Genomic DNA, 24,474 nt, shown 5'->3' on the forward strand with positions numbered 1-24,474 from the left:
GTGCGGCCGAGCTTAAGTGGCGACAACAACGCGTCACCTCGGACCCCCGCCATGATGAAGAAGCTCCTCCTCGCCACCGCCGCGACGGCCCTGGTCACGACGGCCGCCTCCGCCGCCGACCTGCCGCGTCGCGCCGCGCCGCCGCCGGTCTTCACGCCGGTGCCGGTCTTCACCTGGACGGGCTTCTACGCCGGTCTCGAGTCGGCCTACACCTTCACCGACCGTGAGCGCATCACGACCGTCGGCGTCCAGCCCGGCAACGCCACCAACGTCGCCCTCGGCCGCCGCCCGTTCGCGACCTCGACCACGCAGGACGGCTTCGCCAACATCGGCGGCACCGCCGGCTACAACTACCAGTTCACGCCGGGCGCCGGCATCGTCGTCGGTATCGCCAACAGCATCGACTGGACGGACATCACCAAGAACCGGGTCGTGCTCGGCACCGGCAACGTCGCCGGCGGCCCGCCGAACATCAGCCAGTTCCGCCAGAGCCTCGACTGGCTCGGCACCCTCACCGGCCGCGTCGGCTACGCCTTCGACCGCGTCCTGGTCTACGGGATGGGCGGCCTCGCCTACGGCAACGTGTTCCACGACGCCAACTTCTACACCCCGGGCGGCCGCCTGCAGTTCGCCGGCCGCTACGACGACTTCAAGACCGGCTTCGCCTACGGCGGCGGCATCGAGTTCGCGCTGCCCACCGACAGCTTCCTGAACACCTTCGCGCTCGGCCGTTACATCGGCATCAAGTACGACGCCATCACGGTGAAGGCCGAGTACCTGCACTACGACCTCGGCAGCCAGAACGTGCTCGTCGGCGCGGTCCCGGGCGTGGGCAACGGCGCGTACATCTCGCGCTTCCGCACCGAGGGCAGCATCGTCCGCGCCGGCTTCAACTACAAGTTCGGCGGCCTCTGAGTCAGTCGACGCCGGGGGCTCCCCGGCGGATCCGAGCGAGGGCGGGTGCCGGTGTCGGCGCCCGCCCTTTTTCGTGGCTCACGCACCGTGCGGCCGGCGCGTCCGCGCGGACCGCCGCGCGCTAGCCCCGTCAGCAGGCGCGCAGATGCGCGACCAGCCGCGCGGCCGCCTCGTCCGCGGCGCCGGTGTTGAGGATCGTCAGGTCCGCGGTGACGCCGCCCTCGCGGGCGAGACGCGCGGCCAGGTCGCCGTCCTGCGCGCGGCCGCGGGCGGCGATGCGCCGCGCCAGGATCGCGGGCGGCGCCGTGATCTCGACGACGCTCACCCGCCGGCCAGACTCCCGCGCGCCCGCGACGACGCGGCGCGAGACGTTGCAGACCACCACGTGGCCTTCCGCGACCCGCCGGCCGACCGCCTCCGGCAGCGCGTAGCCGAGACCGTGGGCGCGCCAGCTCAGGGTGAAGCGCCCGGCCGCGCAGCCCTCGGCGAAGGCGGCCTCGTCGAGCTCGTCGTTGTCCTCGTCGGCCGAGGGCGGCCGGGTGACGAGGCGGCGCGGGAAGACGTAGCGCGGGTCGCCGGCCAGGGTCGCCCGGGCGAGCCGGAGCAGCGTATCCTTGCCGGCCCCGCTCGGGCCGACCACGAGGACGAGGCAGCCCGGCATCAGGCGACGCGCCGCCCGGCGCGCCAGACCTCGCGGACCACCGGAACCCCCTCGGCCCGCTGCACGCGCACGAGATCGGCCCGCAGCCCGGGCGCCAGGGCGCCGCGATCGGTCAGGCCGGTGGCGCGGGCGGGGTTGGCCGTGACGGTGGCGAGCGCCTCGGGCAGCGTGATCGCGGGCGCCTGCTCGGGCAGCAGGAAGGCCGCCATCAGCAGGCTCGCCGGCACGTAGTCCGAGGACAGGATGTCGAGGTGCCCGGCCTCGGCCAGCGCCAGGGCGGCGACGTTGCCGGAATGCGAGCCGCCGCGGATCAGGTTCGGCGCGCCCATCATCACGGTGAGGCCCTGCCGGTGCGCGGCCTCGGCCGCCTCCAGGGTGGTGGGGAACTCGGCCAGCCGCACGCCCTCGCCGACCGCGAGGTCGACGTCGGCCAGGGTCGTGTCGTCGTGGCTCGCGAGCGGGATGCCCATCTCGCGGGCGAACTGGACCAGGGCCGGCCGGTTCTTCGCGTTGAGCGCCCGTCCGTCGCGGACCTTGCGCTCGGTGTTGGCGCGGATCTCCTCCATGGGCCGGCCGCCGCGGGTGGCGTAGGTGTAGTACTTCTCCATGTCGCGGAACTGCCGCTGGCCGGGCGTGTGGTCCATCAGCGAGATCAGCCCCACCGGGTAGCGGGCCGTGAAGGTCGCCACCGTGTCGAGCACGTCGAGGGAGGGCAGCTCGCAGCGCAGGTGCGTGAAGTGCTCGGCCCGGAACAGGTCCCCGGCCCGCGCGGCGGCGATGGCGCCGGCGAGCTGCTCCAGCTCGGAGCCGAGGCCGCTGCCGTCCGGGTCGCTGCCGGCACGCAGCGAATCGAACACGGTGGTGATTCCCGAGGCGGTGATCTGCGCGTCGTAGGCCAGGACGGCGCCGAGGGGGTGCCAGCGCACCTTCGGGCGCGGCGCGAAATGACTCTCCAGATGGTCGGTGTGCAGCTCGATCAGGCCGGGAATCAGGTGGTCGCCGCCGAGGTCGAGGCCGCGCGCGGGCGGGCGCCCCTCGCCGATCTCGGCGATCGCCCCGTCCGACACGGCGAGCCAGCCGCGCTGCACCCGGTCCGGCAGGACCAGGGTCGCGTTCTCGAGGATGAAGTCGTCCATCGTGAAGATCCTCAGGCTGCCCGGGCGCGCGGCGCGAAGCGGGTGACATCGACCACCCGGGTCGCCACAGCGTCGCGCATCTCGCTGTCGTGGAAGATGCCGAGCACGCCGGCCCCCGCCCGGAGCTTCTCGCGGACGAGCTCGGCCACGACGGCGCGGTTCTCCGCGTCCAGGGAGGCGGTGGGCTCGTCGAGGAGCAGGAGCGGCCGGTCGGCGATCAGGCCCCGGGCGATGTTGACCCGCTGCTGCTCGCCGCCCGAGAAGGTCGCGGGCGGCAGGCCCCAGAGCCGCTCGGGCAGGTTGAGCCGGGCGAGCAGGGTCTCGGCCCGCGCGCGCGCCGCCTCCTCGGACAATCCGCCCTCGCGGCCGGCAGCCTCGACGACGTCGAGGGCCGGGACCCGCGGGATCACCCGCAGGAACTGCGACACGTAGGCGATGACCCGCGCCCGCAGCGCCAGGACCGCCCGCGGATCGGCGCGGACGACGTCCACGACCGTCGCGCCATCGCGGACGAGGATCGCGCCGCCGTCGCAGCGGTAATTGCCGTAGGCCATCTTCAGCAGCGAGGATTTCCCCGCGCCGGACGGGCCGCCGAGCACCACGCACTCGCCGGGTTCCACGGACAGGCTCACGCCGCCCACCACCGGCAGCACGACGCCGCCGCGCAGGTGCAGGGTGAAGCTCTTGGCGACGTTCTCGAAGGTCAGGAGCGCGGTCATGCGGCGAGCACCGAGGCGACGAGGAGCTGGGTGTAGGCGTGCTCGGGATCGTCGAGCACCCGGTCGGTGAGGCCGGTCTCGATCACCCGGCCGGCGCGCATGACCATGATCCGGTGCGAGAGGAGCCGCGCCACCGCGAGGTCGTGGGTGACGATGATCACCGCGAGCCCCAGCTCGGCCGAGAGCCGGCGGATCAGGTCGAGGAGCCGCGCCTGGACCGAGACGTCGAGGCCGGAGGTCGGCTCGTCCATCAGCACCAGGCGGGGCCCGGTGACGAGGTTGCGGGCGATCTGCAGGCGCTGGCGCATGCCGCCGGAGAAGCGCGTCGGCGGGTCGTCGATCCGGTCGGCGGCGATCTCGACCCGGCCGAGCCAGTCGAGGGCCTGGGCGCGGATCCGCCCGTAGTGGCGCTCGCCGAGCCCCATCAGACGCTCGCCGACATTGCCGCCGGCCGAGACCGCCATGCGCAGGCCCTGGGCCGCGTCCTGGCGGACGAACCCCCACTCGGTGCGCATCAGCGCCCGGCGCCCGGCCTCGCTCAAGGTGCCGAGGTCGCGCAGCGTACCGTCGCGCGTCCGGTAGGCGACCGTCCCGGAATCGGGCGCCAGCTCGGTGGCGATGAGGGAGAGCAGCGTCGACTTGCCGGACCCGGATTCGCCCACGATCGCCAGCACCTCGCCGGGCACGAGGTCGAACGACACGTCGGCGCAGGCGAGGCGGGCGCCGTAGCGCTTGGTCAGGCCGCGGACCTGCAGCAGGGATTCGCTCATCGGGTCGCCTCCGCGGCGTCGGGCAGGAAGGGGGGATCGAGGCGGAAGCTGTAGCCGTAGCGCTCGAAGCCGAGGCTCTCGTAGAAGGCGTGGGCCGGCTTGGCGTCGACGTTCGACGACAGGGCGAGCTTGTAGCAGCCCCGCGCCTCGGCGAGCCGGGCCGCCGCGCGCATCATCGCCCGGCCGAGACCGCCGCCGCGGTGCCGGGACGCGACCACGACGCTCTCGACGAGGGCCGAGGGCGTGCCCCAGTGGGCGATGTTGTCGAGGATGACGAGGCAGAAGGTGCCGACGACCGCGCCGTCGCGTTCAGCCACGTAGAGCCCGTAATCGGGATAGGCCGTCGTGAGTCGGTCGAGCAGCGCCCCGGCCCGCTCCAGGGTCGTCACCCGCCCGCCGTTCAGCTCGGCGTAGAGGTCGAGGATCGCGGGCAGGTCCGGTTTCCCGGCCCGGCGGACCGTGAATTCGCTCATGCCGCGCCTCACATCGCCACTCATGCCGCGTCCCCCGCGCCGACATGGCCGTCCGCGCGGCGCCCCTCGCAATGGTCGGTGTCCGAGCAGACGAACATTCGCCGGCCCGCATCGTCGAGCAGCACCTCGTCGAGATAGACGCCCTCGGCGCCGCACAGGGCGCAGGGCTGGTCGAAGTGCTGCACCCGGAACGGGTGGTCCTCGAAGTCGAGGCTGCGCACCCGCGTGTGGGGCGGCACCGCGTAGATCCGCCGCTCGCGGCCCGCGCCGAAGAGCTGGAGCGCCGGGCAGTCGTCCATCTTGGGGTTGTCGAATTTCGGCGTCGGCGACGGGTCCATCACGTAGCGGCCCGCCACCTCCACCGGGTACGCGTAGGTGGTGGCGATGTGGCCGTGGCGGCTGATGTCCTCGTAGAGCTTCACGTGCATGGCGCCGTACTCGGCCAGCGCGTGGAGCTGGCGCGTCTCGGTCTCGCGGGGCTCGAGGAAGCGCAGGGGCTCAGGGATCGGCACTTGGTAGACCAGCGTCTGCCCCTCGGTGAGCGGCGTCTCGGGGATGCGGTGGCGGGTCTGGATGACCGTCGCCTCCGCGGTGCGGGTCGTGGTGGCCACCCCGGAGGTCTTGGCGAAGAAGCGGCGGATCGAGACCGCGTTGGTGGTGTCGTCGGCGCCCTGGTCGATGACCTTGAGCACGTCCGAGCGGCCGAGGATCGCGGCCGTGACCTGCACGCCGCCGGTGCCCCAGCCGTACGGCATCGGCATCTCGCGGGAGGCGAAGGGCACCTGATAGCCCGGCACCGCGATGGCCTTGAGGATGGCCCGGCGGATCATCCGCTTCGTGCCCTCGTCGAGATAGGCGAAGTTGTAGCCCGGTTCGCTCTCCGGGCGGTGCGCGATCGCGGCGCTCATTCGGCGGCCTCCTGCATCTCGACGGCGTCGGACGCGCGCTCGAACTCGGCGCGTAGCCGGCGAACAAGTTCCAGCTCGGCCTGGAAATCGACGTAGTGGGGCAGCTTCAGGTGCTCGACGAAGCCGGTCGCCTGGAGACTGTCGCAGTGGGCCAGGACGAATTCCTGGTCCTGGGCCGGGCTCGCCACCGGCTCGCCCAGCTCCTCCGCGCGCAGCGCCCGATCCACGAGCGCCATCGCCATGGCCTTGCGCTCGCTCTGCCCGAAGCTCAGCCCGTAGCCGCGGGTGAATTGCGGCGGCGCCGTCCCCGTGCCCTTGAACTGGTTGACCATCTGGCACTCGGTGAGCCGCACGCGGCCGAGCGGCACCGCGAAGCCCAGCTCCTCGGGCACGAACTCGACCGCGACCTCGCCGACCCGGATCTCGCCGACGAACGGGTGGGTGCGGCCGTAGCCGCGCTGCGTCGAGTAGGCGAGGCCGAGCACGAAGCCCTCGTCGCCCCGGGCGAGCGCCTGGAGGCGCAGGGCCCGGTCGGCGGGATAATCCACCGGCTCGCGGGTGAGGTCGCCCGCGGGGGCGCCGTCCTCCGGGGGCGAGGGCTCGATCAGGCCGTCCCGGGCCAGCAGGTCGGTGACCCGCGGGCAGGTGCCGGCATCGGGGCGCGGCTCGGCCTCGGCGGCGGGCTCGGACGCGGTCTCGGACGCGGTCTCGGCGGCGAGCGCGAAGTCGACCAGCCGGTGGGTGTAGTCGAAGGTCGGCCCGAGCACCTGCCCGCCCGGAAGGTCCTTGAAGGTCGCGGAGATCCGGCGCTCGACCGCCATGGCCCCGGTGTCGACCGGCGCGGAGGCGCCGAAGCGCGGCAGCGTCGTCCGGTAGGCGCGGACGAGGAACACCGCCTCGACCATGTCGCCCCGCGCCTGCTTCAGCGCCAGCGCCGCGAGGTCCGGATCGTAGAGCGAGCCCTCGGTCATGACCCGGTCGACGAGCAGCGCCATCTGCTCCCGGATCTGCGCCACGGAGAGTTCGGGCAATGCGGGGTCGCCCCGGCGCGTCTCGGCGAGGAGCCGGTGGGCGTTGTCGATGGCGGCCTCGCCGCCCTTCACGGCCACGTACATGGGTCAGGCCTCTGTGACCGTCGTGGAGCGCGGGAGACCGGCCACGCGGCCGGGCGCCGTCAGGATCAGGTCGACGCCGAGGGGGAAGGCCGCCCGGTTCTCGGCGAGTTGCGCCGCGAAGCCGTCCGGCAGCGGCGCCGGCGCGATCCGGGCGGTGCCCCGGATGCCGGGACCGGACAGGTGCAGCCCCTCCCCCTCGGCGACCGCGTCGAGGGCGAGCACCAGCGTCGTGGCGGTGTCGGGATAGGCCGGCGTGCCGGGGGCGAACCGGCTCAGCGGCGGGCACCGCGCGGGCTCGCGGACCAGCGCGAAGGCGGCCGCGGCCGGGTCGCCGGTGAGCGGCGCGCCGGTGTGGAAGCGCAGGAATTCCGCGACCTCCGGCGCCGCGGCGAGGACCGGATCGAGCCAGACCGGCGTGTCGGCGTCGGTGAGCGTCAGCGCGACGGCGGCCAGTTCCGGCGTCAGCGGCGCGGGCGGCGCGAGGTCGGCGACGAGCGCCCGGACGCGTCCGGGACGGGCGAGCGCGTCCATGACGGCGCGGAAGGTGCCCTGCGCGTCGTGGACCGGATCGGCGAAGCCGGGGGCGAGCATGCTCAATCCTCTCCGCGGGCGAGGGTCAGGAAATCGACGCGGGTGGCGGCCGTGCGCCGGGCCGCCCGCGCTCGGGACTCCGCGAGCCGCCGGGCGGCGGGCTCCAGGGCGGCCTCGACCCGGGCGCGCCGGCCCGGATCCTGCCAGAGGGCGTCGAGGATCGCGGCGAGCCGCGCCTTCGTGCGGTCGCGTCCGAGATGGTAGGCGAAGCCGGCCGGGCCGTCCGCGAGGCGGATGGCGGCCCGGGTCACGCTGACCTCGCCGAGGTTGAACGGCCGCCCGTCGCCGCCGATCCGGCCCGAAGCCATCACGAGGCCTGTCTCCGGCACGCGCAGATCCGCGGCCGCGGGCGCATCCAGGCCCGACAGGGCCGCCTCCAGATCCGCGCGGCTCGCCTCGGCGCAGAGGGCCATGACCGTCTGGCGCGCCGCGGTCTCGCCCTCGGATCCGGCCTGTCTCGGGGTCGTCGTCATCGCGAATCCCTTCGTCGCTCGGTTGTATAGGTGTATAGACAACTGGCGTGCGCCGCACAAATGAAGTTTGGATGACAGCATGGATGCGCAGGAGCAGGCGGCCGGCCTCGTCCGGGGCGAGGGGCTGACGGCGTGGCGGCAGATCGCCGACGCGCTGACGGCCGAGATCGCGGCGGGGCGCTACGCGCCGGGGCAGCAACTGCCCGCCGAGGCCGCCCTGGCGGCGCGGTTCGCGGTGAACCGGCACACGGTGCGGCGCGCCCTCGCGGCGCTCGCGGAGGGCGGCCTCGTGCGCGCCAGCCAGGGTCGGGGCACCTTCGTGGAGGAGGCGCCCCTCGCCTACCCGATCGGGCCGCGGACACGCTTCTCCGAGATCGTCGCCGGGGCCGGGCGCGAGGCCTGGGGCGACCTCGTCGCCTCGGCCACGGTCCCGGCCGGACCCGAGCAGGCGGCCTCCCTGGCCCTCGCCCCCGGCGCGCCGATCCTGGAGCTGCTGACCGTCCACCGGGCGGACAGCGCCCCGCTCTCGACGGCGCTGACCTGGCTGCCGCTGCCGCGCTTCGCGGGCTTCGCCGAGGCCTACGCCGAGCGGGGCTCGATCACCCGGGCTTTCGCGACCTGCGGCGTCCACGACTACACCCGGCTCTCGACGCGGATCCGGGCCCGTCCCGCGGATTCCGCGGAGGCGCAGCGCCTCGACATCGCGCCGGGGCGGGTCGTGCTGGTGGTGTCGAGCGTCAACATCGATCCCGCCGGCGTGCCGATCCAGGCGAACCGCACCCTGTTCGCGGCCGACCGGGTGGAGCTGGTGATCGGGGGGTGATGCGGTGTCCGCGCGACGGCCTCGGCACAGCGTCCTCGCGAGCGGAGCGAAGCGATGACGACGAGGGTCCGTCACCCGAGCGCGCGAACCGGACGCCGTACGATACGAGCCGTCCGGGCCATCCTGTCATCCCGAGGTGCCGGAGCGCAGCGGAGGCCTCGAAGGAGGGCTCCAGCTGGCGCGCGGTGGCTCGAGCCCTCCTTCGAGGCGGCCGCGCCGCACCTCAGGCCGCACCTCAGGATGAGGGGGTGGATGGGACGGACCGCCCGCTGCGCGGCCTCCTTCAGCGCGCCGCCGGCCCGATGATCGCCCGGCGCAGACGGGTCGAGATCCAGTCGATCGCCGCCACGGTCACGAGGATCATCAGCACCAGGAAGGCGACCTGCTGCAGCTCCAGCACGCGGATCAGCTCGGTGAGGTACTGGCCGATGCCGCCCGCGCCGACGATGCCGATGATCGTCGCCGAGCGGGTGTTCGACTCGAAGAAGTACAGGACCTGGCTCGCCAGCACCGGCAGCACCCCGGGGATCAGCCCGAAGCGGATGCGGTGGAGCGCCGAGCCGCCCGAGGCGACGACGCCCTCGCCGGCGCGTCGGTCGCAGGTCTCGATCGCCTCGGAGAACAGCTTGCCGAGCGCCCCGAAATCCGAGCACGCGATCGCGAGCGCCCCCGCGAACGGGCCGAGGCCGACGACGTTGATCCAGATCAGCGCCCAGATCAGGACGTCGACCGAGCGCATCACGTCGAGGCCGCGGCGGACCGCGAACCGCGCGAACGGGTTGGGCACGACGTTCCGCGCCGCCAGGAACGCCACCGGGAAGGCGAGGATCGCCGCCGTCAGCGTGCCCAGGAAGGCGATGCCGAGGGTCTCGCCCAGCGCGTGCAGGAAGGTCCAGAACTGGCCCTCCGGCGACGGCGGCAGCATCAGCACCGCGAAGGTGCCGAGCCGCCCGAGACCGTGGAGGATCCGCGCCACCGAGAAGTCGAGGCGCCAGGCGCCGAGCGCCGCGAGCCCCACCAGGACGACGAGCAGGGCGGCGAGCCGCGCCCGCCCCGGCCAGTCGGTGCGGAACTGCGCGGGGTAGCGCGCGCGCAGGCGGGCGAGGTCGGCCCGGGCCGCCGCCCGCAGGGCCTCGGGACGCGCGCTCATCGGGCCTGCTCCGCGCCGATCAGGCGGTGGCGGACCCGCTCGGTGACGAGGTCGATGCAGAAGACGGTCAGGATGATCAGCACGAGGATCGCGCTCACGTCAGCGTAGTAGAAGTTGCGGATCGCCACGAGGAATTCCTGGCCGATGCCGCCGGCGCCGACGAAGCCCATCACCCCGGCCCCGCGCACGTTGATCTCGAAGCGCAGCAGCGCGTAGGAGGCGAAGTTCGACAGGACCTGCGGCAGCACCGCGAAGCGCACCGTCTGGACCCAGGTCGCGCCCGAGGCCGACAGGCCCTCGACGGGGCGCATGTCGATGTTCTCGACCACCTCGGAGAACAGCTTGCCCAGCGCCCCCGTGGTGTGGATCGCGATGGCGAGCACGCCCACCATCGGGCCGAGGCCGAAGGCGATCACGAAGATCAGCGCGAACACCACCTCGGGGACGGTGCGGCACAGTTCCAGGAGGCGCTTGGCGCCGACGCGCAGCGCGCGCGACCGCACGAGGTTGGCGGCGGCCACGAAGCTGAGGGCGAAGCCCCCGAGCCCCCCGAGCAGCGTCCCGAGATAGGCCATGAGCAGGGTCTCGCCCAGCAGGCCCAGCCATTTGGGCAGGCCCCAGTACCAGGCGCGGACGTCCTCCAGCGGGTGATCGAGGCCGATCGGCGGCAGGATCTGCTGGATGTAGGCGGTGAACTTGCCGATGTTCTCGGCGAGGACCAGCGGCCGCACCTCGGCGATCAGCCCGGCGACCACGGCGAGCGCCGCCACCAGGGCGAAGCCCGCCAGCGTGCGGCGGCGGGCTTCCCCGGTCGCCGCCGCGTAGAGGCCGGAGAGGGCGGCTGCCCGCTCCGGCGACAGGGGTGTCAGACCGCGCAAGGCGGGCGGCTCCGGATCAGGACTTCCGGCGCTGCTCGTCGTTGAAGCGCAGCATGTCGATGATCGGCTGGTAATCCTTGAGGGTCACCGGCGTGAGATCCTGGTCCTTGCCGTCGGAGAGCCGGTCGAACGCGGCCTTGTCGGCCTTCGGCAGGGCCACGAAGGCGTCGCGGATCTTGGCCTTCAGGTCGTCCGGCAGGCTCGCCAGCACGGCGAATGGCCCCTCCGGCAGGAAGTCGGACTTGAACACGACGCGGAAGTCCGACTGCTGCATCGGAGTGCCGTCGGGCTTCTTGAGCATGCCCTTGGCGGCCATGCGGGTGACCATCGTGTCGGTCTCGGAATTCCACAGGTTGGCGGCGGCGTCGGCGGTGCCCTGGGTGAGCGCCAGCACGGCGTTCTCGTGGCTGCCGGCGTAGAAGGTCTTGCCGAAGAACTTCTCCACGTCGTAGCCGGCCCGCTTCAGGAAGAAGCGCGGCGCCTGGTTGCCCGAGGTCGAGTTCGGATCGACCAGTGCGAGGTTCTTGCCCTTCAGATCCTCGACGGTCTTGTAGGGGCTGGAGGCCAGCACGTAGACCACCGAATAGTAGCCCGAGGCGCCGGTCTCGTGCTTCTGGTTGACGATCGGCTCGATCTTCACGCCGGTCATCACGGCCCGCGCGAAGGAGGCCGGCCCGTACCACGCGATCTGGATGTTGCCGGCCCGCTGGCCCTCGATCACGGCGGCGTAGTCGCTCGCCACCCGCAGCTTCACCGGCACGCCGAGCGTCTTGGTCAGGTAGGCGGTGAGCGGCGCCCACCGGTCGGCGGTGCCCGAGGCGTTCTCCGCCGGGATCACGCCGAGCGTCAGCTCCGGATACTGGGCCTTCCAGTCCTGGGCGGCGGCCGGCAGGCCGAGGAGGGCGAGGGCCGCGGCGGCAGCGAGGGTGCGTCGGGTGATCATCGGGTCGTCCTTCGTGGCGGCGTCGGCGAGGTTCGGCCGGCCAAGGGCCGGTCGGGCGTTTCCAGAGCGGTGCTCGTTGGCAGTGCTCGTTGGCAGTGCTCGTTGGCGGTGTTCGTTGGGGCCCGGGGCCCGGATCAGGCGCCGAGGGCGGCCTCGCGGACCGGCCGGGCCGGCACGAGACCGGGCCGGCCCGGCATCGCGGCCCGCTGCTCCGCCTCCCGCTGCGCGGAATCGTCCAGCACCTCGCCGGCCTCCAGGCCGTAGAGCCGGCGTGCCACGTCCTCGGTCAGGTCGAAGGGGCCGCCCTCGAACACGACCCGCCCGGCCGCGAGGCCGACGAGGCGGTCGCAGTAGGCGCGGGCGAGGTCGAGGGAGTGCAGGTTGCACAGCACGGTGATGCCGTAGCGCCGGTTCACCTCGGCCAGCGCGTCCATCACCAGGCGGGTGTTGCGCGGGTCGAGGGAGGCGACCGGCTCGTCGGCGAGCAGGATCTCGGGCTCCTGCACGAGGGCGCGGGCGATGGCGACCCGCTGCTGCTGCCCGCCCGACAGGCCGTCGGCCCGCTGGCCGGCGAACTCGCCCATGTCGAAGCTCTCCAGGGCGGCGAGGGCCATGGCCCGGTCCTCGGCGGACCATTGCCGGAGCAGGGAGCGATAGGTCGGCACGTGGCTGAGGCGCCCCATCAGCACGTTCGTCATCACGTCGAGGCGGCCGACGAGGTTGAACTGCTGGAAGATCATGGCGCAGCGGGTGCGCCATTCCCGCAGGGGACGGCCGCGCAGGGTCGTCACCTCGCGGCCCTCGTGGAGGATGCGCCCCGAACTCGGGTCCGCCAGCCGATTGATGAGGCGCAGGAGCGTCGACTTGCCGGCGCCCGACCGGCCGATCACCCCGACGAAGCTGCCGGGCTCGATCCGGAGCGACACGCCGTCGACGGCGCGCCGGTCGCCGTACTGGCGCGTGAGATCCTCGATAACCAGCATGCAACCATCCGCCGCGGAGTGGCCGCACGTAAACGCCGGTTTCACGACGATTGGATGACGTATTCGGAACGATTATATTTGCCGGCGCAACATCTCGGTTATTTCGATAGCCGACTTAATCTTCGCAGCGCTCCAGGAACGCCTCGATCGGCAGGCCGCGGAAATCCGGCAGCGCCCGGCGCAGGCGCTCGTGGTCCCAGTCCCACCAGGCGAGGCGCATCAGGCGGGCGGCGATCGCCTCGGGGAAGCGGCGCCGGACCGGCCGGGCGGGATTGCCGACGACGATCGTGTAGGGCTCGACGTCGCGGGTGACGATGGCGCCCGCTCCCACCACCGCGCCGGTGCCGATCGTGCGCCCCGGCAGGACGACCGCGCCGTGGCCGATCCAGACATCGTGGCCGATCGCCACCGGGCTCGCCCGGCGCCGGTCGAAGAAGGCGGGCTCGTCCGATTCGTCCGGCCAGTAGGCCCGCGCCCGGTAGGTGAAGTGCGCCTGGGAGGCGCGCTCCATCGGGTGATTGCCGGGATTGATCCGCACGCTGGCGGCGATCGAGCAGAACTTGCCGATCGCGGTGTAGATCACCTCGCCGTCCTCACCGATGTAGGAATAGTCGTCGAGGATTGTCTCGGTGAGCCGGGTGCGGGCGCCGACCTCGGTGTAGCGGCCGAGGCGGCTGTCGACGACCCGGGCGCTCGGATCGAGCGCGGGTTCGAGGCCGAGGGGGCGGTCAACCACGGGCTTCTCCGAAGGGCAGGCGCGCCAGGAGCCGGAACGGCTCCGACCCGTCCTGGATCAGGAGGCTGACGGCGTCGATCCGCAGGGGCTCCGGCCCCGCGGCGCCGTAGGCTTCGGACAGGCGCCGGTGCCAGGAATCGCGATCCGCCTCCGGCAGGGCGTCGGTCAGGGTCATGTGGAAGCGGAAGGCCTCGAACACGTACGGGTAGCCCCAGCGCGCGAGGAGCGCGCGGCCGCGCGCGTCGAGGCGCTCCGGGCGGCGCTTGGCGCGCTCGGCCTCCGTGAGCGGCGCCCGGAACGGGTCCAGGGCGGCGACGCATTCGGCCGCCAGCAGCCCCAGCTCCGGCGGCGGGGCCTCCGGCACCAGGGCGAGGAACGGTCCGAGGGCGGCGACCCGGAGCGGGCCCACCGCCACCGGCGGGTGCGCGGCCGCGAGGTCGCGGGCGGCGGCGACGAGGTCGGCCTCCGCGGCGCACGGGGCGAGGCGCAGCGGCGCCTTGAGGGTGGCGTGGAACCCGTAGACCCGCGCGCCCGCCGTGACCGCCGCGAGATCACCGAGCCCCTCCGGGTGCGCGACCGGCAGCCCGGAGACGTTGTCGGTGCCGAGGACCGCGCGCCCGAAGGCTTCGAGGCGGGATCCCGGGGTGGGCAGCCAGTAGAGGGCGTAGCGGCGCGACACGTCAGGGCCTCCGATCGCCGGGCGGTCAGGCCGTCGGCGCGTAGGAGCGCGCGCCGGCGGCCCGCCGGGGGCGCACGTCCATGGCGTTGCCCCGCCACACGATGGCGCTCCGCATCCAGGCGCCGAGCCAGATCGCCGGGATCAGGGCGTCGCGCGCCAGGAAGGCCGCCAGCGTGCGGGGCGAACGGTGCCAACCCGCGCGGACCGCGAGCCGGTGCTCGGCGGCATAGCACAGGGCGGCGAGGCCGGCAGCGCCGGCGAGGCCCGCGAGGCTGCCGGCCCAGAGGGCGACGAGGAGCGCCGGCAGCAGGACGCCGCTGCCGATCTCGGGGGCGAAGAACAGCGGGAAGGTCACGCGGCGCAGGCGCGCCCAGCGCAGCTGCCGCGCCCAGACCTCCCGGAAGCCGCGCGGGCCGAGCGGCTGCTCGAACGGGCTCGCCACGAGGTGGACGCGCTTGCCGGCGGCGCGCACGAGCTTGGTGGCGGCCGCGTCCTCCGCGATCTCGGCGGCGAGCGCCTGGAGCCCGCCCTGCGCCTCCAGGAAGGGCTTGTGCCAGAGCATGCTCTTGCCCTGCGCGAAGCCCAGGCCGAAGGCCTCGGCGGCGTATTGCCAGCGCGCCTGGAGGGTGTTCAGGAAGGCGCACTCCACCTCCGCCATGAAGCTGCCCGGGCGGGCGCCGGCCGGGGTGGAGCAGACGAGGCCGGTATCGTCGCGCCACGCCGCCTGGAGCCGCTGGAGGTAGTCCGGCGGCATGGCCACGTTGGAATCGGCGAGCACCACCCAGTCGTGGGCGGCGGCGCGCCAGCCGCGCAGGCAGTTGTTGAGCTTCGGGTTCGCGCTGACGCGCTCGTCGCCGCTGATCAGGCGGGCCGGCACCTGCGGGTGGGCCTCGATCAGGCGCTCCACCATCGGCACGATCGGGTCGGCCGGGTCGGCCACGCAGAAGATCAGCTCGTAGGCCGGGTAGTCGAGGCGGAAGCTGCGGACGAGCATCTCCTCGCTGTACGCCTCGACCCCGCGCAGCGGCCGGACCAGGGAGACGGGCGCGCCGGCGGGGAATTGCGACGGGCCGTGGTTCCGGCCGAGGCGCCGGGCCGCGACGGCGATGCTGCCGGCCTGGACGAGGGCCAGGAGCGCGCCGAGGGACAGGGCCGGCACCGTGGCGTCAATCATGCGGATCCCTCGTGCGATCGGGCGAGCGGTCCGGTCCGCTAGCGGCTCGACCGCGTCAGGCGTGTGACAGCGCCGCCCGGCGCTCCCGGTCCCGGTCACCGACGCGGCGCGTCGCGTCGCGGGCCGTCACGGGCCGTCACGGGCCTGCCGTCGCCCGTCACCCAACCGTCACCGCTCCATCTTAATCCCGGCTCACCACCACGTAGAATTCCGCGAGGGTTCATGTCCGATTCCGCCGTGATGCCGTCGGGGGCGGTGGGAGGCCGGCGGGCGGGCGGTCCGCGCCTCGACCACGGGACGCATCTCGGCGGGGTGGTCGCGTTCCTCCTCGTCCTGGTGGCGGGCCTCGGCTACGCGGTGGTGAGCCTCGTCGCCGACATGAACGCGGTCGGCGAGGCGCCCCTGGCCTACGGCGCCTTCGCGCTGCTCGGCCTCGCCCTGCTGATCGCCCTCGCCTTCGAGTTCGTGAACGGCTTCCACGACACCGCCAACGCGGTCGCCACGGTGATCTACACCCACTCGATGCCGCCGCTCGTCGCGGTGATCTGGTCGGGTGCCTTCAACTTCCTGGGCGTGATGCTGTCCTCGGGCGCGGTGGCCTACGCGATCGTGACGCTGCTGCCCGTCGAGCTGATCCTCAACGTCGGCTCGCACGCGGGCTACGCGATGATCTTCGCGCTCCTGCTGGCGGCCATCATCTGGAACCTCGGGACCTGGGCCTTCGGGCTGCCGAACTCGTCGTCCCACGCGCTGATCGGCTCGGTGCTCGGCGTCGGCCTCGCCAACCAGCTGATGAACGGCGACGACGGTACCGCGGGCGTCGACTGGACCCAGGCGCTCAACGTCTTCAAGGCGCTGCTGTTCTCGCCGGTCTGCGGCTTCGTGCTCGCGGCGCTGCTGCTGCTCGCCCTGAAATTCACGGTGCGCCGCAGGGACCTCTACGAGGCGCCCGAGGGCGACGCGCCCCCGCCCCTGTGGATCCGCGGCCTGCTGATCCTCACCTGCACGCTGGTCTCGTTCTTCCACGGCGGCAATGACGGGCAGAAGGGCATGGGCCTGATCATGCTGATCCTGATCGGCGCCGCCCCCACCGCCTACGCGCTCAACCGCACCATGGCGGACGACACGACGCCCGCCTTCGTGCAGGCCTCGACGGCGGCGAGCGCGGTGTTCTCCGCCCGCGCCCCCGGCGCGGCGGTTCCGGACGCCGCCGCCGCGCGCCGGACGGTGACGGAGGCGCTCAAGACCAAGGCGCTGAACACGCCGCCCGTCTACGCGGCCCTGGCGGCGCTCTCCGACGACATCGCCGCCAGCGTCAAGAATTACGGGGCGATCCGGACGGTGCCGGCCGCCCAGACCCAGAACCTGCGCAGCGACATGTATCTCGCCGCCGACGCGGTGCGCGTGCTGCCGAGCGCCGGGGCCGACTTCTCGGAGACCGACAAGGCGGACCTGAAACGCTACGCGGGCCTGCTGAACGACGGCACGCGCTACATCCCGGGCTGGGTGAAGGTCTGCGTCGCCCTGGCGCTGGGTCTCGGCACCATGGTCGGATGGAAGCGCATCGTCGTCACGGTGGGCGAGAAGATCGGCAAGACCCACCTGACCTACGCGCAGGGCGCCTCGGCCGAGATCGTCGCCGCCGGCACGATCGGGCTGGCCGAACTCTACGGCCTGCCGGTCTCGACGACCCACATCCTGTCCTCCGGCGTCGCCGGCACCATGGCGGCCAACGGCTCGGGACTCCAGATGTCCACGGTGCGCAACATGGCGCTCGCCTGGGTCCTGACCCTGCCGGCGGCCATCACCCTCGCGGCCGTGCTGTTCTTCATCCTGCGCCACGTGTTCTGACGCGGGCTCGGCCCGGGCGGGCCGGAGACCGCGGTCCGCCTCCGACGAGGCGGCCCGGTCTCCGGCTTCCTGCAGCGCCCCCCGACGCTTCAGGAACTCGCCATCGCCCGCACGAAGGCCAGGCAGGTCCGGCGCGCCGCCGGACTGTCGATCGTCACGAACGCCGACACGAGGTCGGCCGCCTGGGTCATGGCCGCGTCGGGCCGGTCGGCATCCGGGTAGAAGCTCGCCACCGGCACGTCGAGGATGCCGGCGATGCGGCTCAGGGCGTCGCTGGCGCGCGCCGTCTCCGGGGACGGCGTGCGGGTTCGGGCCGGATCCGCGGAAGCGTCGGGCGCCATCGCTCAGGCCGCCTTGTGGCCGAGCTGGATCGCCCGGGCGATCTCCGAGCGCCGCGCGGCGTAGCCCGGTGCCACCATCGGGTAGTCGGCCGGCAGGCCGTACTTCGCCCGGTAGCGCTCGGGGGTGAGGCCGTGCGCGGTGAGGTGGCGCTTCAGGGTCTGGTAGGACCGGCCGTCGATGAAGCTGATCAGGCCCGTGTCCTGGATCGACGCTTCGACCTGCGGCTGGCTCAGCCCGACCCCGCCGAAATCGGACGGCGCGCGGCGGAGCACCGCGATCGCCGCGTGCACTTGGTCGATCAGCGCCGGCAGCGCCGTGACCTCGATCGCGTTGCGCGAGACGTAGGCCGCGACGATCGCGCCGACCTTCTCCAGCATGAAAGTTGAACGGTGGTCGGTAAGGTGGTCCATCTGAGACATCGCTGTTCGAGGGCGTCCCACCATTCGGGCCTCGTCCCCGAGCGGCCGGCTCGCACCGGGTGTCGCGCGGAGGAAGGCTGAGCAACGGTTCAGCCGGCGGGACATTTCTACCTCAAGTTGATTTCTCTCCGTTTCTTGAGGTTGCAGATAATATACAATATGAGCGGACCGCGGTTTGTCCGACGGCGCGAGGTTTTTTGCTCCACCGCGCAACGGACGGCATTCCGGCCATGGTTACTGATGTGTTCACTGTTTTCGGCCGCCGAGATCGGTGCCCGAACTCGACTTCGGCATCGGCGGTCCCGCGTCGCGCCCGCTCGGGCCGTCCCGCCCGCCTCGGCCGGTCCCTGCGCCGGGCGCGCGGTGGGCCTCGCGTCTCGGTCCCAGCGGGCTGTCGCGGGATCGGGTCCATGCGGACTTCGGTCTCGACCGCCGGCGGACAGGGCCGCACCCGTGGCGGAGATCGGGTTGGACCTGCGCGTCGCCGGTCTCGCCGGGCGGATGGCCCGGGAGGTGCCCCGGCCGATCCGCGGCAGCGGCGCGGTCCCGCGGGCGAGGGCCTGTGGTGCGGCCGACCGCGGCGATCCCGACCTCGACCCGCCCCGGTGGACCTGTCGCCGCGCCGGCCGGTCCGTGCCTCGGCCGAGGCGCGCGGCATCGCCAGCCACGCCCACACCGCCCGCCGCTTCAAGGTCCGTCGCGGCCTGAAGCCCCGCGACGACCGCTGGCGGCCCGCGCCGCCGCCCGAGATCCGCCACCCCGGCTACGCCGGGGCGGCGGGCCGTCTCACGCCGCGCGGTCGCTCCGGCGCAGGCTCGCCGGCATGGCGAAGAGCGCCAGCCCGGCGGCGACGAGGCAGAGCACGCCGATCCCGTAGAGCGCGGGCGTCGTCGAGCCGGTGAGATCCTTCACCCAGCCGACCATCACCGGGCTGACGATGCCGCCGAACTGCCCGAGCGTGTTGATCAGCGCGATCCCGCCGGCCGCGCCGACGCCGGTGACGAGCTTGGCCGGCAGCGTCCAGAAGGTCGGGATCGACGCGACGATGCCGGCCCCCAGCAGCGCCAGGGCGAACATCAGCGGCACGATGTGCTTGTCGAACAGGCCGGCGCCGAAGAAGCCGAGCGCCGCCGCGATGGCGAGGCCGGCGACGAATTTCGGCCGCTCGCCCGAGGCGTCGGACAGGCGTCCGATCACCACCATGCTGATCGCCCCGCAGATGTAGGGAATCGCCGTCAGGAAACCCACCGAGGCCGCCTGCCCGCCGCTCGCGGTCTTGATCAGGTCCGGCCCCCAGAAGTTCAGCCCGTAGGAGCCGATCTGGAGCAGGAAGTAGATCAGCGCGATCAGCAGGAAGCCCGGCTGCTTGATCGCCCCGATCAGCGAGTGGTCGCCGATATCCCGGTTGTGGTGGGCGATCCGGCTCGACAGGAGCGCCTTCTCGGGCTCGGACAGCCAGCGGGCGTCGGCGATCCGGTCGTCGAGGCGCGTCAGCACGAGCATTCCGAGCACGAGGCAGGGCAGGCCGCCGGCCAGGAACAGCCATTGCCAGCCGGCGAGGCCCCCGACGCCGTTGAGGCCGCCGAGGATCAGGCCCGCCACCGGCGCGCCGAAGATCCCCGAGAAGGCCGAGGCCACGAACATGAACGAGGTGATGCGGCCGCGATGCGAGGCCGGGAACCAGATGGTCAGGTAGTAGAGGATGCCGGGGGCGAAGCCCGCCTCCATCGCGCCGATCAGGAAGCGCAGGGCGTAGAAGTGCCACTCGCTGCGGATGAAGATCATCAGCGCGGTGGCGATGCCCCAGGAGATCATGATCCGGGCGATCCAGCGCCGCGCCCCGACCCGGTAGAGGAACAGGTTCGAGGGCACCTCGAAGATCACGTAGCCGACCACGAACATGCTCGCGCCGAGTCCGTAGGCGACGTTGCTGAAGCCGAGGTCGCTCTGGAGCTGGAACTTGGCGAAGCTGATGTTGATGCGGTCGAAGAACGCGAACATGTAGCAGATCATGATCAGCGGCATGAGCCGCCACGCGACCTTGCGGACGACGCCGGTCTCCGTCACCGCGCCGGTCTCGGCGGCGGCCGGCGACCCGGACAGGGCTGCGGTCATGGTTTCCTCCGTGGTGTGTTCTTGAGGGACGTGTCTTGGGCGGTGCCGCCTTCGGACGGGCGGCTTTCCGCGAAGTCAGGTTCGGGCGCAGCTCACGGCACACGACGGCGATGCCGCCTTCGCCGGACGAGGCGCGGGTCCCCTCTCCCGTTCGGGAGAGGGAGCGCGTCGCGTCCGACGCGTGGGGCGGGCCATTGTAAGGCCGTCCCTCTCCGTCTCCGGCTCAGGCCGCCCGGGCGGGGGCCGGATGCAGGTCGCAGGGCCGTCCGGCCTTGGCGACTTGGCCGGGCACGTCGTGGCCGACGAGGCGCGGCAGGTCCCGCGACAGGCCGATCAGCGCCGGGAGGTCGAGGCCCGTCGGCACGCCCATCTCGTGGGCCATGCTGACGAGGTCCTCGGTGCAGATGTTGCCGGTGGCGCCGGGCGCGAACGGGCAGCCGCCCAGGCCGCCGAGCGCCGCGTCGAAGCGGCGGGCGCCCGCGTCGTAGGCCGCCAGCACGTTGGCGAGGCCGAGGCCGCGGGTGTTGTGGAAGTGGAGCGTCAGGCGGCCGGGACCGACGAGGGGCAGGACCCGCGCGACGAGGCGGCTCACCTGCCGGGGATTGGCCATGCCGGTCGTGTCGGCCAGCGTCACGCCGTCGACGCCCAGCGACAGGTAGCGCTCCACCTGCGCGACGACCGTGTCGGCGGACTGGTCGCCCTCGAACGGGCAGCCGAAAGCCGTCGCCACCGTGGCGTTGGTGCTGACGGGGGCGCCGCGCACCGAATCCATGATCCGCGCGAAGCCGGCGATCGAGTCGGCCGGACTCATGCCCATGTTGGCGCGGTTGTGGGTCTCGCTCACAGAGGCGACGAGGTTGATCTCGTCGACCCTGGCGGCGAGCGCCCGCTCGGCGCCCTTGGGGTTCGGCACCAGGGCGACGTAGACGGTCCCGGGCCGGCGCCGGATCCCGGAAAAGACCTCGGCCGCGTCGGCGAGGGCCGGCACCGCCTTCGGCGAGACGAAGGAGGAGACCTCGATCCGGCGGAAGCCGGCCTCCGCCAGGGCGTCGATCAGGCGGATCTTCTCCGCCGTCGGCACGAAGACCGGCTCGATCTGGAAGCCGTCGCGGGTCGCGACCTCCTGGACGATCAGCGCGTCGCCGCTCATGCCACGGCTCCCTTCTCGCGCAGCGCGGCGATGCGCGCCGGGTCGAGACCGAGCTCGGCGAGCACGGAATCGGTGTGGGCGCCGAGGGCCGGCCCCTGCCAGCGGACTTCGCCGGGCGTGTCGGAGAGCTTCGGCACGATGCCGGGCATCTTCACGGCCGTCCCGCCGGGCAGCTCCGCCTGCAGGATCATGTCGCGCGCCTGATAATGCGGATCGGCCACGATGTCGGCGACCGAGTAGATGCGGCCGGCGGGCACGTCGGCGGCGTCGAGGACGGCGAGCGCCTCCTCCACACTCTTCGTCTTCGACCAGTCGGCGATGGTGCCGTCCAGCATGGCCGACTGCTTGGAGCGGCCCTCGTTGTTGCGCAGGGCCGGGTCGTCCGCGAGGTCGGGACGGCCGATCGCCGTCATCAGGCGGCGGAAGATCGGGTCGCTGTTGCCGGCGATGACCACGTAGCCGCCGTCCCGCGTCGGGTAGGTGTTCGACGGGGTGATGCCCGGCAGGGCGCCGCCGGTGCGGGTGCGGACCTCGCCCAGCAGGTCGTACTCCGGGACGAGGCTCTCCATGACGTTGAACACGCTCTCGACGAGGGAGACGTCGATGACCTGACCGGCGCCCTGCCCGGTCTTCACGCGCAGCAGGGCCATCAGCGCGCCGATGACGCCGTGGAGCGAGGCCAGGGTGTCGCCGATGCTGACGCCGACCCGGGCCGGCGGGGAATCCGGGCTGCCGGTGGTGAAGCGGATGCCGCCCATCGACTCGCCGATGGCCCCGAAGCCGGGCCGGTCGCGGTAGGGGCCGGTCTGGCCGTAGCCCGAGATCCGGACCATCACGAGGTTCGGGTTGAGGGCGGAGAGCACGTCCCAGCCGAGGCCGAGCTTCTCCAGGCCGCCGGGACGGAAGTTCTCGACCACCACGTCGGCGCTCGCGGCGAGCTGCTTGACGATGTCGAGCCCCTCGGGCGACTTCAGATTGACGGCGATCGACTTCTTGTTGCGCGACTGCAGGTACCACCAGAGCGAGGTGCCCTCGTGCATCTTGCGCCACTTCCGGAGCGGGTCGCCCTCGCCCGGGGCCTCGACCTTGATCACCTCGGCGCCGAACTCGGCCATCAGCCGCGTCGCGAAGGGCGCGGCGATCAGCTGACCGAGCTCGAGAACGCGGATACCGCTGAGCGGACCGGACACGGCTTTCCTCCATCGTTTGTTGCCCCGGAGATAGGGCCCTTCCGGTGGCCAAGTCCAAACGCCATGCACCACCGTGCGTTCGCCGCCGGAGAACGCACGCTCAGCGACCGGCGGCCCGGAGATGCTCCAGCAGGAGGGCGGCCGCGGGCGGCAGGGCGCCCGGGCGGACCACGAGGCGCAGCGTGCGCGCGGCCCAGGGATCGGTGAGCGGCACCGCCGTGAGGCGCATCGGCGGCCCGAGCAGGGCGTAGACGCGCTCCGGCACGGTGCCGAGCCCCAGGCCGACCTGCGCCATGCGGCAGATCGCGTCGAAGCTCGGCACGTGCATCCGCAGCCGCAGCGGCCGGCCGAGGCGCCGGGCCTCGTCGCGCAGGGCGGCGTAGATCGAGCTCTCCGCGTGCAGCCCGACATGGTCGTAGTCGAGGCTGTCGGCCAGCGCGACGGCGCCGCGGCCGCTCAGGGGATGCCCGGCCGGCATCACCAGGACGAGGCGGTCGCTCCGGTACGGGTAGGCGGTGAGGCCGCGGGTGTCGGTGTTGTCCGCGCAGAGGCCGAGATCGGCGAACCCCTCCTCGACGCCGGCGACGACGCCGCCGCTCGGGCGCTCCTCGAGGTCGACCCGGATCCCGTCCTGCGCGGCCAGGAAGGCCTGCAGGTCCTCGGGCAGGAACTCCACGATGGCCGAGAGGTTGGCGAGCACCCGCACGAAGCCGCGCACGCCCCGGGCGTGCTCGGCGAGTTCCAGGGCGATCTGCTCGGCGCTCGCCAGCATCCGGCGCGTGTGGTGCAGCAGGGTCTCGCCGGCCGGCGTGAGCCGCATGCCGCGCGGCTCGCGGGTGAGCAAGGTGCAGCCCAGCGCGTGCTCCAGTTCGGCGAGGCGCTTGCTGACCGCCGAGGGCGCGATCGCCGCGCGGCGGGCCGCGCCGTTCAGCGTCCCCTCCGCGCAGATGGCCGCGAACAGCCGGAGCGTCTTCAGGTCGAGGCGGCTGAGGGTCGCGGCCGCGGGCAGGTCGGCGGACATCCGGCGGCGCGGTGCGGGCGGGCCGTCAGTCGCGGGAGCCGACCGGCTGGCCGTAGGTGCCGAGGCCGGCCTTGGCCCCCTCGCGGTTGACGAGGCCGAACCGCAGCACCGCCTGCTCCAGGTAGTCGATCGCGTCGACGAGATGGGCGCGCGCCTCGGCGATGCTCTCGTCCCCCTCCTCGACCGGCGTCTCGGCGAGCTTCACGGCGGCGATCAGGACGCGGTCGCGCTCGTCCTCGATCCGCGGATCGCGGGCGAGGTGGCCCCGGACGCGGGCGTCGAACGTCTCGATGACCGACCAGGGCAGCGCGTCCTTGCCGGCCGGCGCCCGGTACGCCCGGGCGTGGCGCCGCGCGTCGGCGCTGGCGGCCCTGACATGGTCGGCGAGTGCTGCATCCATTCCCGGCCTCCGCGGCGCCGCGCCGATCCTCGGCTCGAGGGTCCGAACGTCCGCCGGCGCGGTCCGTTGCCGACGCCTTAGCGGGCCGCGGCACAAACCTTCAAGGCCGGGCGAGCCGGGGCCTTACCTTAGCGGTTCCGGCCCTTATCTCTCGGACTCGTGATCAAGCGGCCGAGTCTCGGCCGGCAGATGGGGGACGATATGGGAACGACGCTGACGGCCGGCGCGGTGCGCCGGACATCGCCCGCGGCGCGCCTCCTCGGCGTGCTCTCGGTGATCCTGGTGGCCGCGGGTCTCTCCGGCTGCGGGGCGGTCAACCGGGTGCCGACGCTGCAGGAGCAGGCCAAATCCTCGTGGAGCGAGGTGCAGAACCAGTACCAGCGCCGGGCCGACCTGATCCCCAACCTCGTCGAGACCGTGAAGGGCTACGCCCAGCAGGAGAAGGACGTGCTGATCGGCGTCACCGAGGCGCGCGCCAAGGCGTCCAGCGTGAAGGTCGACGCCTCCACGGTCAGCGATCCGCAGAAGTTCAAGGAGTACCAGGACGCCCAGAACCAGCTCTCGGGCGCGCTCGGACGCCTGCTGGTGACGGTGGAGAAGTACCCCGACCTCAAGTCGAACCAGAACTTCCTCGCCCTGCAATCCCAGCTGGAGGGCACCGAGAACCGCATCGCGGTCGCGCGGCGCGACTACATCACGGCCGTGCAGGCCTACAACACCGAGGTGCGCACGATCCCGGGCCGCTGGATCGCGGCGATCCTGTATCCCGACGCCAAGCCGATGGAGACCTTCACGGCGACGCCGAACGCCGACCGGCCGCCGAACGTGAAGTTCTAGGGTGGCGCATATGGGCCGGACC

General features: G+C 72.9%; 27 protein-coding genes. 4 read left to right on the top strand and 23 right to left on the bottom strand.

Annotation, left to right across the window (positions count from 1 at the left end; translation table 11 throughout):
* Positions 1-51 precede the first annotated feature (51 nt).
* Positions 52-915: a porin gene (locus tag BKE41_RS20305; protein WP_012320780.1), complete on the top strand. Its 864-nt coding sequence runs from the start codon at positions 52-54 to the stop codon at positions 913-915.
* A gap of 130 nt (positions 916-1,045) precedes the next feature.
* Here the strand turns inward: BKE41_RS20305 and phnN are convergent, their stop codons facing one another.
* Genes phnN through phnG form a run of 9 tightly spaced genes read right to left on the bottom strand, consistent with a single transcriptional unit; the run spans position 1,046 to position 7,761 of the window.
* Complete coding sequence (gene phnN, locus BKE41_RS20310) at positions 1,046-1,576, bottom strand: phosphonate metabolism protein/1,5-bisphosphokinase (PRPP-forming) PhnN (RefSeq protein WP_199825804.1); 531 nt, start codon at positions 1,574-1,576, stop codon at positions 1,046-1,048.
* Positions 1,576-2,712 (bottom strand): alpha-D-ribose 1-methylphosphonate 5-triphosphate diphosphatase, encoded by a 1,137-nt coding sequence (locus BKE41_RS20315; RefSeq protein ID WP_012320782.1) that lies wholly within the window; start codon positions 2,710-2,712, stop codon positions 1,576-1,578. Before BKE41_RS20315 ends, phnN begins: the two co-directional genes overlap by 1 nt.
* An 11-nt stretch (positions 2,713-2,723) precedes the next feature.
* Complete coding sequence (gene phnL / locus BKE41_RS20320) at positions 2,724-3,431, bottom strand: phosphonate C-P lyase system protein PhnL (RefSeq protein WP_012320783.1); 708 nt, start codon at positions 3,429-3,431, stop codon at positions 2,724-2,726.
* The gene (gene phnK / locus BKE41_RS20325) at positions 3,428-4,201 is read right to left on the bottom strand and encodes a phosphonate C-P lyase system protein PhnK (protein ID WP_024829099.1); all 774 of its coding nucleotides are present in this window, start codon (positions 4,199-4,201) and stop codon (positions 3,428-3,430) included. The genes phnL and phnK overlap by 4 nt, the downstream gene beginning before the upstream one ends.
* Positions 4,198-4,674 (bottom strand): GNAT family N-acetyltransferase, encoded by a 477-nt coding sequence (locus BKE41_RS20330; RefSeq protein ID WP_071000028.1) that lies wholly within the window; start codon positions 4,672-4,674, stop codon positions 4,198-4,200. Before BKE41_RS20330 ends, phnK begins: the two co-directional genes overlap by 4 nt.
* A 20-nt stretch (positions 4,675-4,694) precedes the next feature.
* The gene (locus tag BKE41_RS20335) at positions 4,695-5,582 is read right to left on the bottom strand and encodes an alpha-D-ribose 1-methylphosphonate 5-phosphate C-P-lyase PhnJ (RefSeq protein WP_012320786.1); all 888 of its coding nucleotides are present in this window, start codon (positions 5,580-5,582) and stop codon (positions 4,695-4,697) included.
* Positions 5,579-6,697, bottom strand: coding sequence for a carbon-phosphorus lyase complex subunit PhnI (locus BKE41_RS20340; RefSeq protein WP_071000029.1), 1,119 nt, complete (start codon positions 6,695-6,697; stop codon positions 5,579-5,581). Before BKE41_RS20340 ends, BKE41_RS20335 begins: the two co-directional genes overlap by 4 nt.
* 3 nt (positions 6,698-6,700) lie before the next feature.
* Positions 6,701-7,288 carry a phosphonate C-P lyase system protein PhnH gene (gene phnH / locus BKE41_RS20345; protein ID WP_029361091.1) on the bottom strand — a complete coding sequence of 196 codons (588 nt, stop codon included), beginning with the start codon at positions 7,286-7,288 and terminating at the stop codon, positions 6,701-6,703.
* A gap of 2 nt (positions 7,289-7,290) precedes the next feature.
* Complete coding sequence (phnG, locus tag BKE41_RS20350) at positions 7,291-7,761, bottom strand: phosphonate C-P lyase system protein PhnG (protein WP_083374389.1); 471 nt, start codon at positions 7,759-7,761, stop codon at positions 7,291-7,293.
* Between the two features lie 79 nt (positions 7,762-7,840).
* Between phnG and phnF the strand changes: the two genes are divergently transcribed.
* Entirely contained in the window at positions 7,841-8,584 is a 744-nt protein-coding gene (gene phnF / locus BKE41_RS20355; RefSeq protein WP_012320790.1) for a phosphonate metabolism transcriptional regulator PhnF, read from the top strand.
* A 283-nt stretch (positions 8,585-8,867) separates the two neighbouring features.
* Here phnF and phnE (BKE41_RS20360) read toward each other — a convergent pair whose 3' ends face one another.
* The 7 genes from phnE (BKE41_RS20360) to BKE41_RS20390 form a co-directional block, all read right to left on the bottom strand.
* Entirely contained in the window at positions 8,868-9,734 is an 867-nt protein-coding gene (phnE, locus tag BKE41_RS20360) for a phosphonate ABC transporter, permease protein PhnE (protein WP_012320791.1), read from the bottom strand.
* Positions 9,731-10,612 (bottom strand): phosphonate ABC transporter, permease protein PhnE, encoded by an 882-nt coding sequence (phnE, locus tag BKE41_RS20365; RefSeq protein WP_024829094.1) that lies wholly within the window; start codon positions 10,610-10,612, stop codon positions 9,731-9,733. Before phnE (BKE41_RS20365) ends, phnE (BKE41_RS20360) begins: the two co-directional genes overlap by 4 nt.
* A gap of 16 nt (positions 10,613-10,628) precedes the next feature.
* Positions 10,629-11,555, bottom strand: coding sequence for a phosphonate ABC transporter substrate-binding protein (gene phnD, locus BKE41_RS20370; RefSeq protein WP_012320793.1), 927 nt, complete (start codon positions 11,553-11,555; stop codon positions 10,629-10,631).
* A 134-nt stretch (positions 11,556-11,689) separates the two neighbouring features.
* Entirely contained in the window at positions 11,690-12,538 is an 849-nt protein-coding gene (gene phnC, locus BKE41_RS20375) for a phosphonate ABC transporter ATP-binding protein (RefSeq protein WP_012320794.1), read from the bottom strand.
* A gap of 115 nt (positions 12,539-12,653) precedes the next feature.
* Positions 12,654-13,274, bottom strand: a complete 621-nt coding sequence (locus BKE41_RS20380; protein WP_024829092.1) for a chloramphenicol acetyltransferase — start codon at positions 13,272-13,274, stop codon at positions 12,654-12,656.
* Positions 13,267-13,953, bottom strand: a complete 687-nt coding sequence (locus BKE41_RS20385; RefSeq protein WP_071000030.1) for a DUF1045 domain-containing protein — start codon at positions 13,951-13,953, stop codon at positions 13,267-13,269. The genes BKE41_RS20380 and BKE41_RS20385 overlap by 8 nt, the downstream gene beginning before the upstream one ends.
* Before the next feature lie 25 nt (positions 13,954-13,978).
* Entirely contained in the window at positions 13,979-15,127 is a 1,149-nt protein-coding gene (locus BKE41_RS20390) for a ceramide glucosyltransferase (protein WP_071000031.1), read from the bottom strand.
* A 222-nt stretch (positions 15,128-15,349) separates the two neighbouring features.
* On the opposite strand from BKE41_RS20390, the gene BKE41_RS20395 reads away from it, so the two are divergent.
* A complete protein-coding gene (locus BKE41_RS20395; RefSeq protein ID WP_071000032.1) occupies positions 15,350-16,978 on the top strand; it encodes an inorganic phosphate transporter in 1,629 nt (542 codons plus the stop codon).
* An 89-nt stretch (positions 16,979-17,067) separates the two neighbouring features.
* On the opposite strand, the gene BKE41_RS20400 is transcribed toward BKE41_RS20395, so the two are convergent.
* The 7 genes from BKE41_RS20400 to BKE41_RS20430 form a co-directional block, all read right to left on the bottom strand.
* On the bottom strand, positions 17,068-17,319 hold the full coding sequence (locus tag BKE41_RS20400) for a hypothetical protein (protein WP_012320798.1): 252 nt from the start codon (positions 17,317-17,319) through the stop codon (positions 17,068-17,070).
* Between the two features lie 3 nt (positions 17,320-17,322).
* Positions 17,323-17,730: a MucR family transcriptional regulator gene (locus BKE41_RS20405; RefSeq protein ID WP_024829089.1), complete on the bottom strand. Its 408-nt coding sequence runs from the start codon at positions 17,728-17,730 to the stop codon at positions 17,323-17,325.
* Between the two features lie 795 nt (positions 17,731-18,525).
* Positions 18,526-19,854, bottom strand: coding sequence for an MFS transporter (locus BKE41_RS20410; RefSeq protein WP_012320800.1), 1,329 nt, complete (start codon positions 19,852-19,854; stop codon positions 18,526-18,528).
* Positions 19,855-20,077: 223 nt separating this feature from the next.
* Positions 20,078-21,004, bottom strand: a complete 927-nt coding sequence (locus BKE41_RS20415) for a hydroxymethylglutaryl-CoA lyase (RefSeq protein ID WP_071000033.1) — start codon at positions 21,002-21,004, stop codon at positions 20,078-20,080.
* On the bottom strand, positions 21,001-22,194 hold the full coding sequence (locus tag BKE41_RS20420) for a CaiB/BaiF CoA-transferase family protein (RefSeq protein WP_012320802.1): 1,194 nt from the start codon (positions 22,192-22,194) through the stop codon (positions 21,001-21,003). The genes BKE41_RS20415 and BKE41_RS20420 overlap by 4 nt, the downstream gene beginning before the upstream one ends.
* A gap of 100 nt (positions 22,195-22,294) precedes the next feature.
* Positions 22,295-23,215 (bottom strand): LysR substrate-binding domain-containing protein, encoded by a 921-nt coding sequence (locus tag BKE41_RS20425; protein WP_012320803.1) that lies wholly within the window; start codon positions 23,213-23,215, stop codon positions 22,295-22,297.
* Between the two features lie 25 nt (positions 23,216-23,240).
* Positions 23,241-23,615: a hypothetical protein gene (locus BKE41_RS20430; RefSeq protein WP_012320804.1), complete on the bottom strand. Its 375-nt coding sequence runs from the start codon at positions 23,613-23,615 to the stop codon at positions 23,241-23,243.
* Positions 23,616-23,816: 201 nt separating this feature from the next.
* On the opposite strand from BKE41_RS20430, the gene BKE41_RS20435 reads away from it, so the two are divergent.
* Positions 23,817-24,452, top strand: a complete 636-nt coding sequence (locus BKE41_RS20435; protein WP_012320805.1) for a LemA family protein — start codon at positions 23,817-23,819, stop codon at positions 24,450-24,452.
* The last annotated feature ends 22 nt before the right edge of the window (positions 24,453-24,474 follow it).

This window comes from Methylobacterium sp. C1 (genome assembly GCF_001854385.1).
Taxonomy (GTDB): Bacteria; Pseudomonadota; Alphaproteobacteria; order Rhizobiales; family Beijerinckiaceae; genus Methylobacterium; species Methylobacterium radiotolerans.

Excerpts from the sequence above, each read along its gene's own strand:
- phnG (WP_083374389.1), bottom strand. The coding sequence starts at position 7,761 with ATGACGACGACCCCGAGACAGGCCGGATCCGAGGGCGAGACCGCGGCG.
- phnD (WP_012320793.1), bottom strand. The coding sequence starts at position 11,555 with ATGATCACCCGACGCACCCTCGCTGCCGCCGCGGCCCTCGCCCTCCTC.
- BKE41_RS20390 (WP_071000031.1), bottom strand. The coding sequence starts at position 15,127 with ATGATTGACGCCACGGTGCCGGCCCTGTCCCTCGGCGCGCTCCTGGCC.
- BKE41_RS20400 (WP_012320798.1), bottom strand. The coding sequence starts at position 17,319 with ATGGCGCCCGACGCTTCCGCGGATCCGGCCCGAACCCGCACGCCGTCC.
- phnL (WP_012320783.1), bottom strand. The coding sequence starts at position 3,431 with ATGACCGCGCTCCTGACCTTCGAGAACGTCGCCAAGAGCTTCACCCTG.
- phnN (WP_199825804.1), bottom strand. The coding sequence starts at position 1,576 with ATGCCGGGCTGCCTCGTCCTCGTGGTCGGCCCGAGCGGGGCCGGCAAG.
- phnE (WP_012320791.1), bottom strand. The coding sequence starts at position 9,734 with ATGAGCGCGCGTCCCGAGGCCCTGCGGGCGGCGGCCCGGGCCGACCTC.
- phnK (WP_024829099.1), bottom strand. The coding sequence starts at position 4,201 with ATGAGCGAATCCCTGCTGCAGGTCCGCGGCCTGACCAAGCGCTACGGC.
- BKE41_RS20435 (WP_012320805.1), top strand. The coding sequence starts at position 23,817 with ATGGGAACGACGCTGACGGCCGGCGCGGTGCGCCGGACATCGCCCGCG.
- BKE41_RS20335 (WP_012320786.1), bottom strand. The coding sequence starts at position 5,582 with ATGAGCGCCGCGATCGCGCACCGCCCGGAGAGCGAACCGGGCTACAAC.
- BKE41_RS20425 (WP_012320803.1), bottom strand. The coding sequence starts at position 23,215 with ATGTCCGCCGACCTGCCCGCGGCCGCGACCCTCAGCCGCCTCGACCTG.
- BKE41_RS20415 (WP_071000033.1), bottom strand. The coding sequence starts at position 21,004 with ATGAGCGGCGACGCGCTGATCGTCCAGGAGGTCGCGACCCGCGACGGC.
- BKE41_RS20340 (WP_071000029.1), bottom strand. The coding sequence starts at position 6,697 with ATGTACGTGGCCGTGAAGGGCGGCGAGGCCGCCATCGACAACGCCCAC.
- BKE41_RS20330 (WP_071000028.1), bottom strand. The coding sequence starts at position 4,674 with ATGAGCGAATTCACGGTCCGCCGGGCCGGGAAACCGGACCTGCCCGCG.
- BKE41_RS20315 (WP_012320782.1), bottom strand. The coding sequence starts at position 2,712 with ATGGACGACTTCATCCTCGAGAACGCGACCCTGGTCCTGCCGGACCGG.
- BKE41_RS20395 (WP_071000032.1), top strand. The coding sequence starts at position 15,350 with ATGTCCGATTCCGCCGTGATGCCGTCGGGGGCGGTGGGAGGCCGGCGG.
- phnF (WP_012320790.1), top strand. The coding sequence starts at position 7,841 with ATGGATGCGCAGGAGCAGGCGGCCGGCCTCGTCCGGGGCGAGGGGCTG.
- BKE41_RS20305 (WP_012320780.1), top strand. The coding sequence starts at position 52 with ATGATGAAGAAGCTCCTCCTCGCCACCGCCGCGACGGCCCTGGTCACG.
- BKE41_RS20430 (WP_012320804.1), bottom strand. The coding sequence starts at position 23,615 with ATGGATGCAGCACTCGCCGACCATGTCAGGGCCGCCAGCGCCGACGCG.
- phnH (WP_029361091.1), bottom strand. The coding sequence starts at position 7,288 with ATGCTCGCCCCCGGCTTCGCCGATCCGGTCCACGACGCGCAGGGCACC.
- BKE41_RS20405 (WP_024829089.1), bottom strand. The coding sequence starts at position 17,730 with ATGGACCACCTTACCGACCACCGTTCAACTTTCATGCTGGAGAAGGTC.
- BKE41_RS20410 (WP_012320800.1), bottom strand. The coding sequence starts at position 19,854 with ATGACCGCAGCCCTGTCCGGGTCGCCGGCCGCCGCCGAGACCGGCGCG.
- phnC (WP_012320794.1), bottom strand. The coding sequence starts at position 12,538 with ATGCTGGTTATCGAGGATCTCACGCGCCAGTACGGCGACCGGCGCGCC.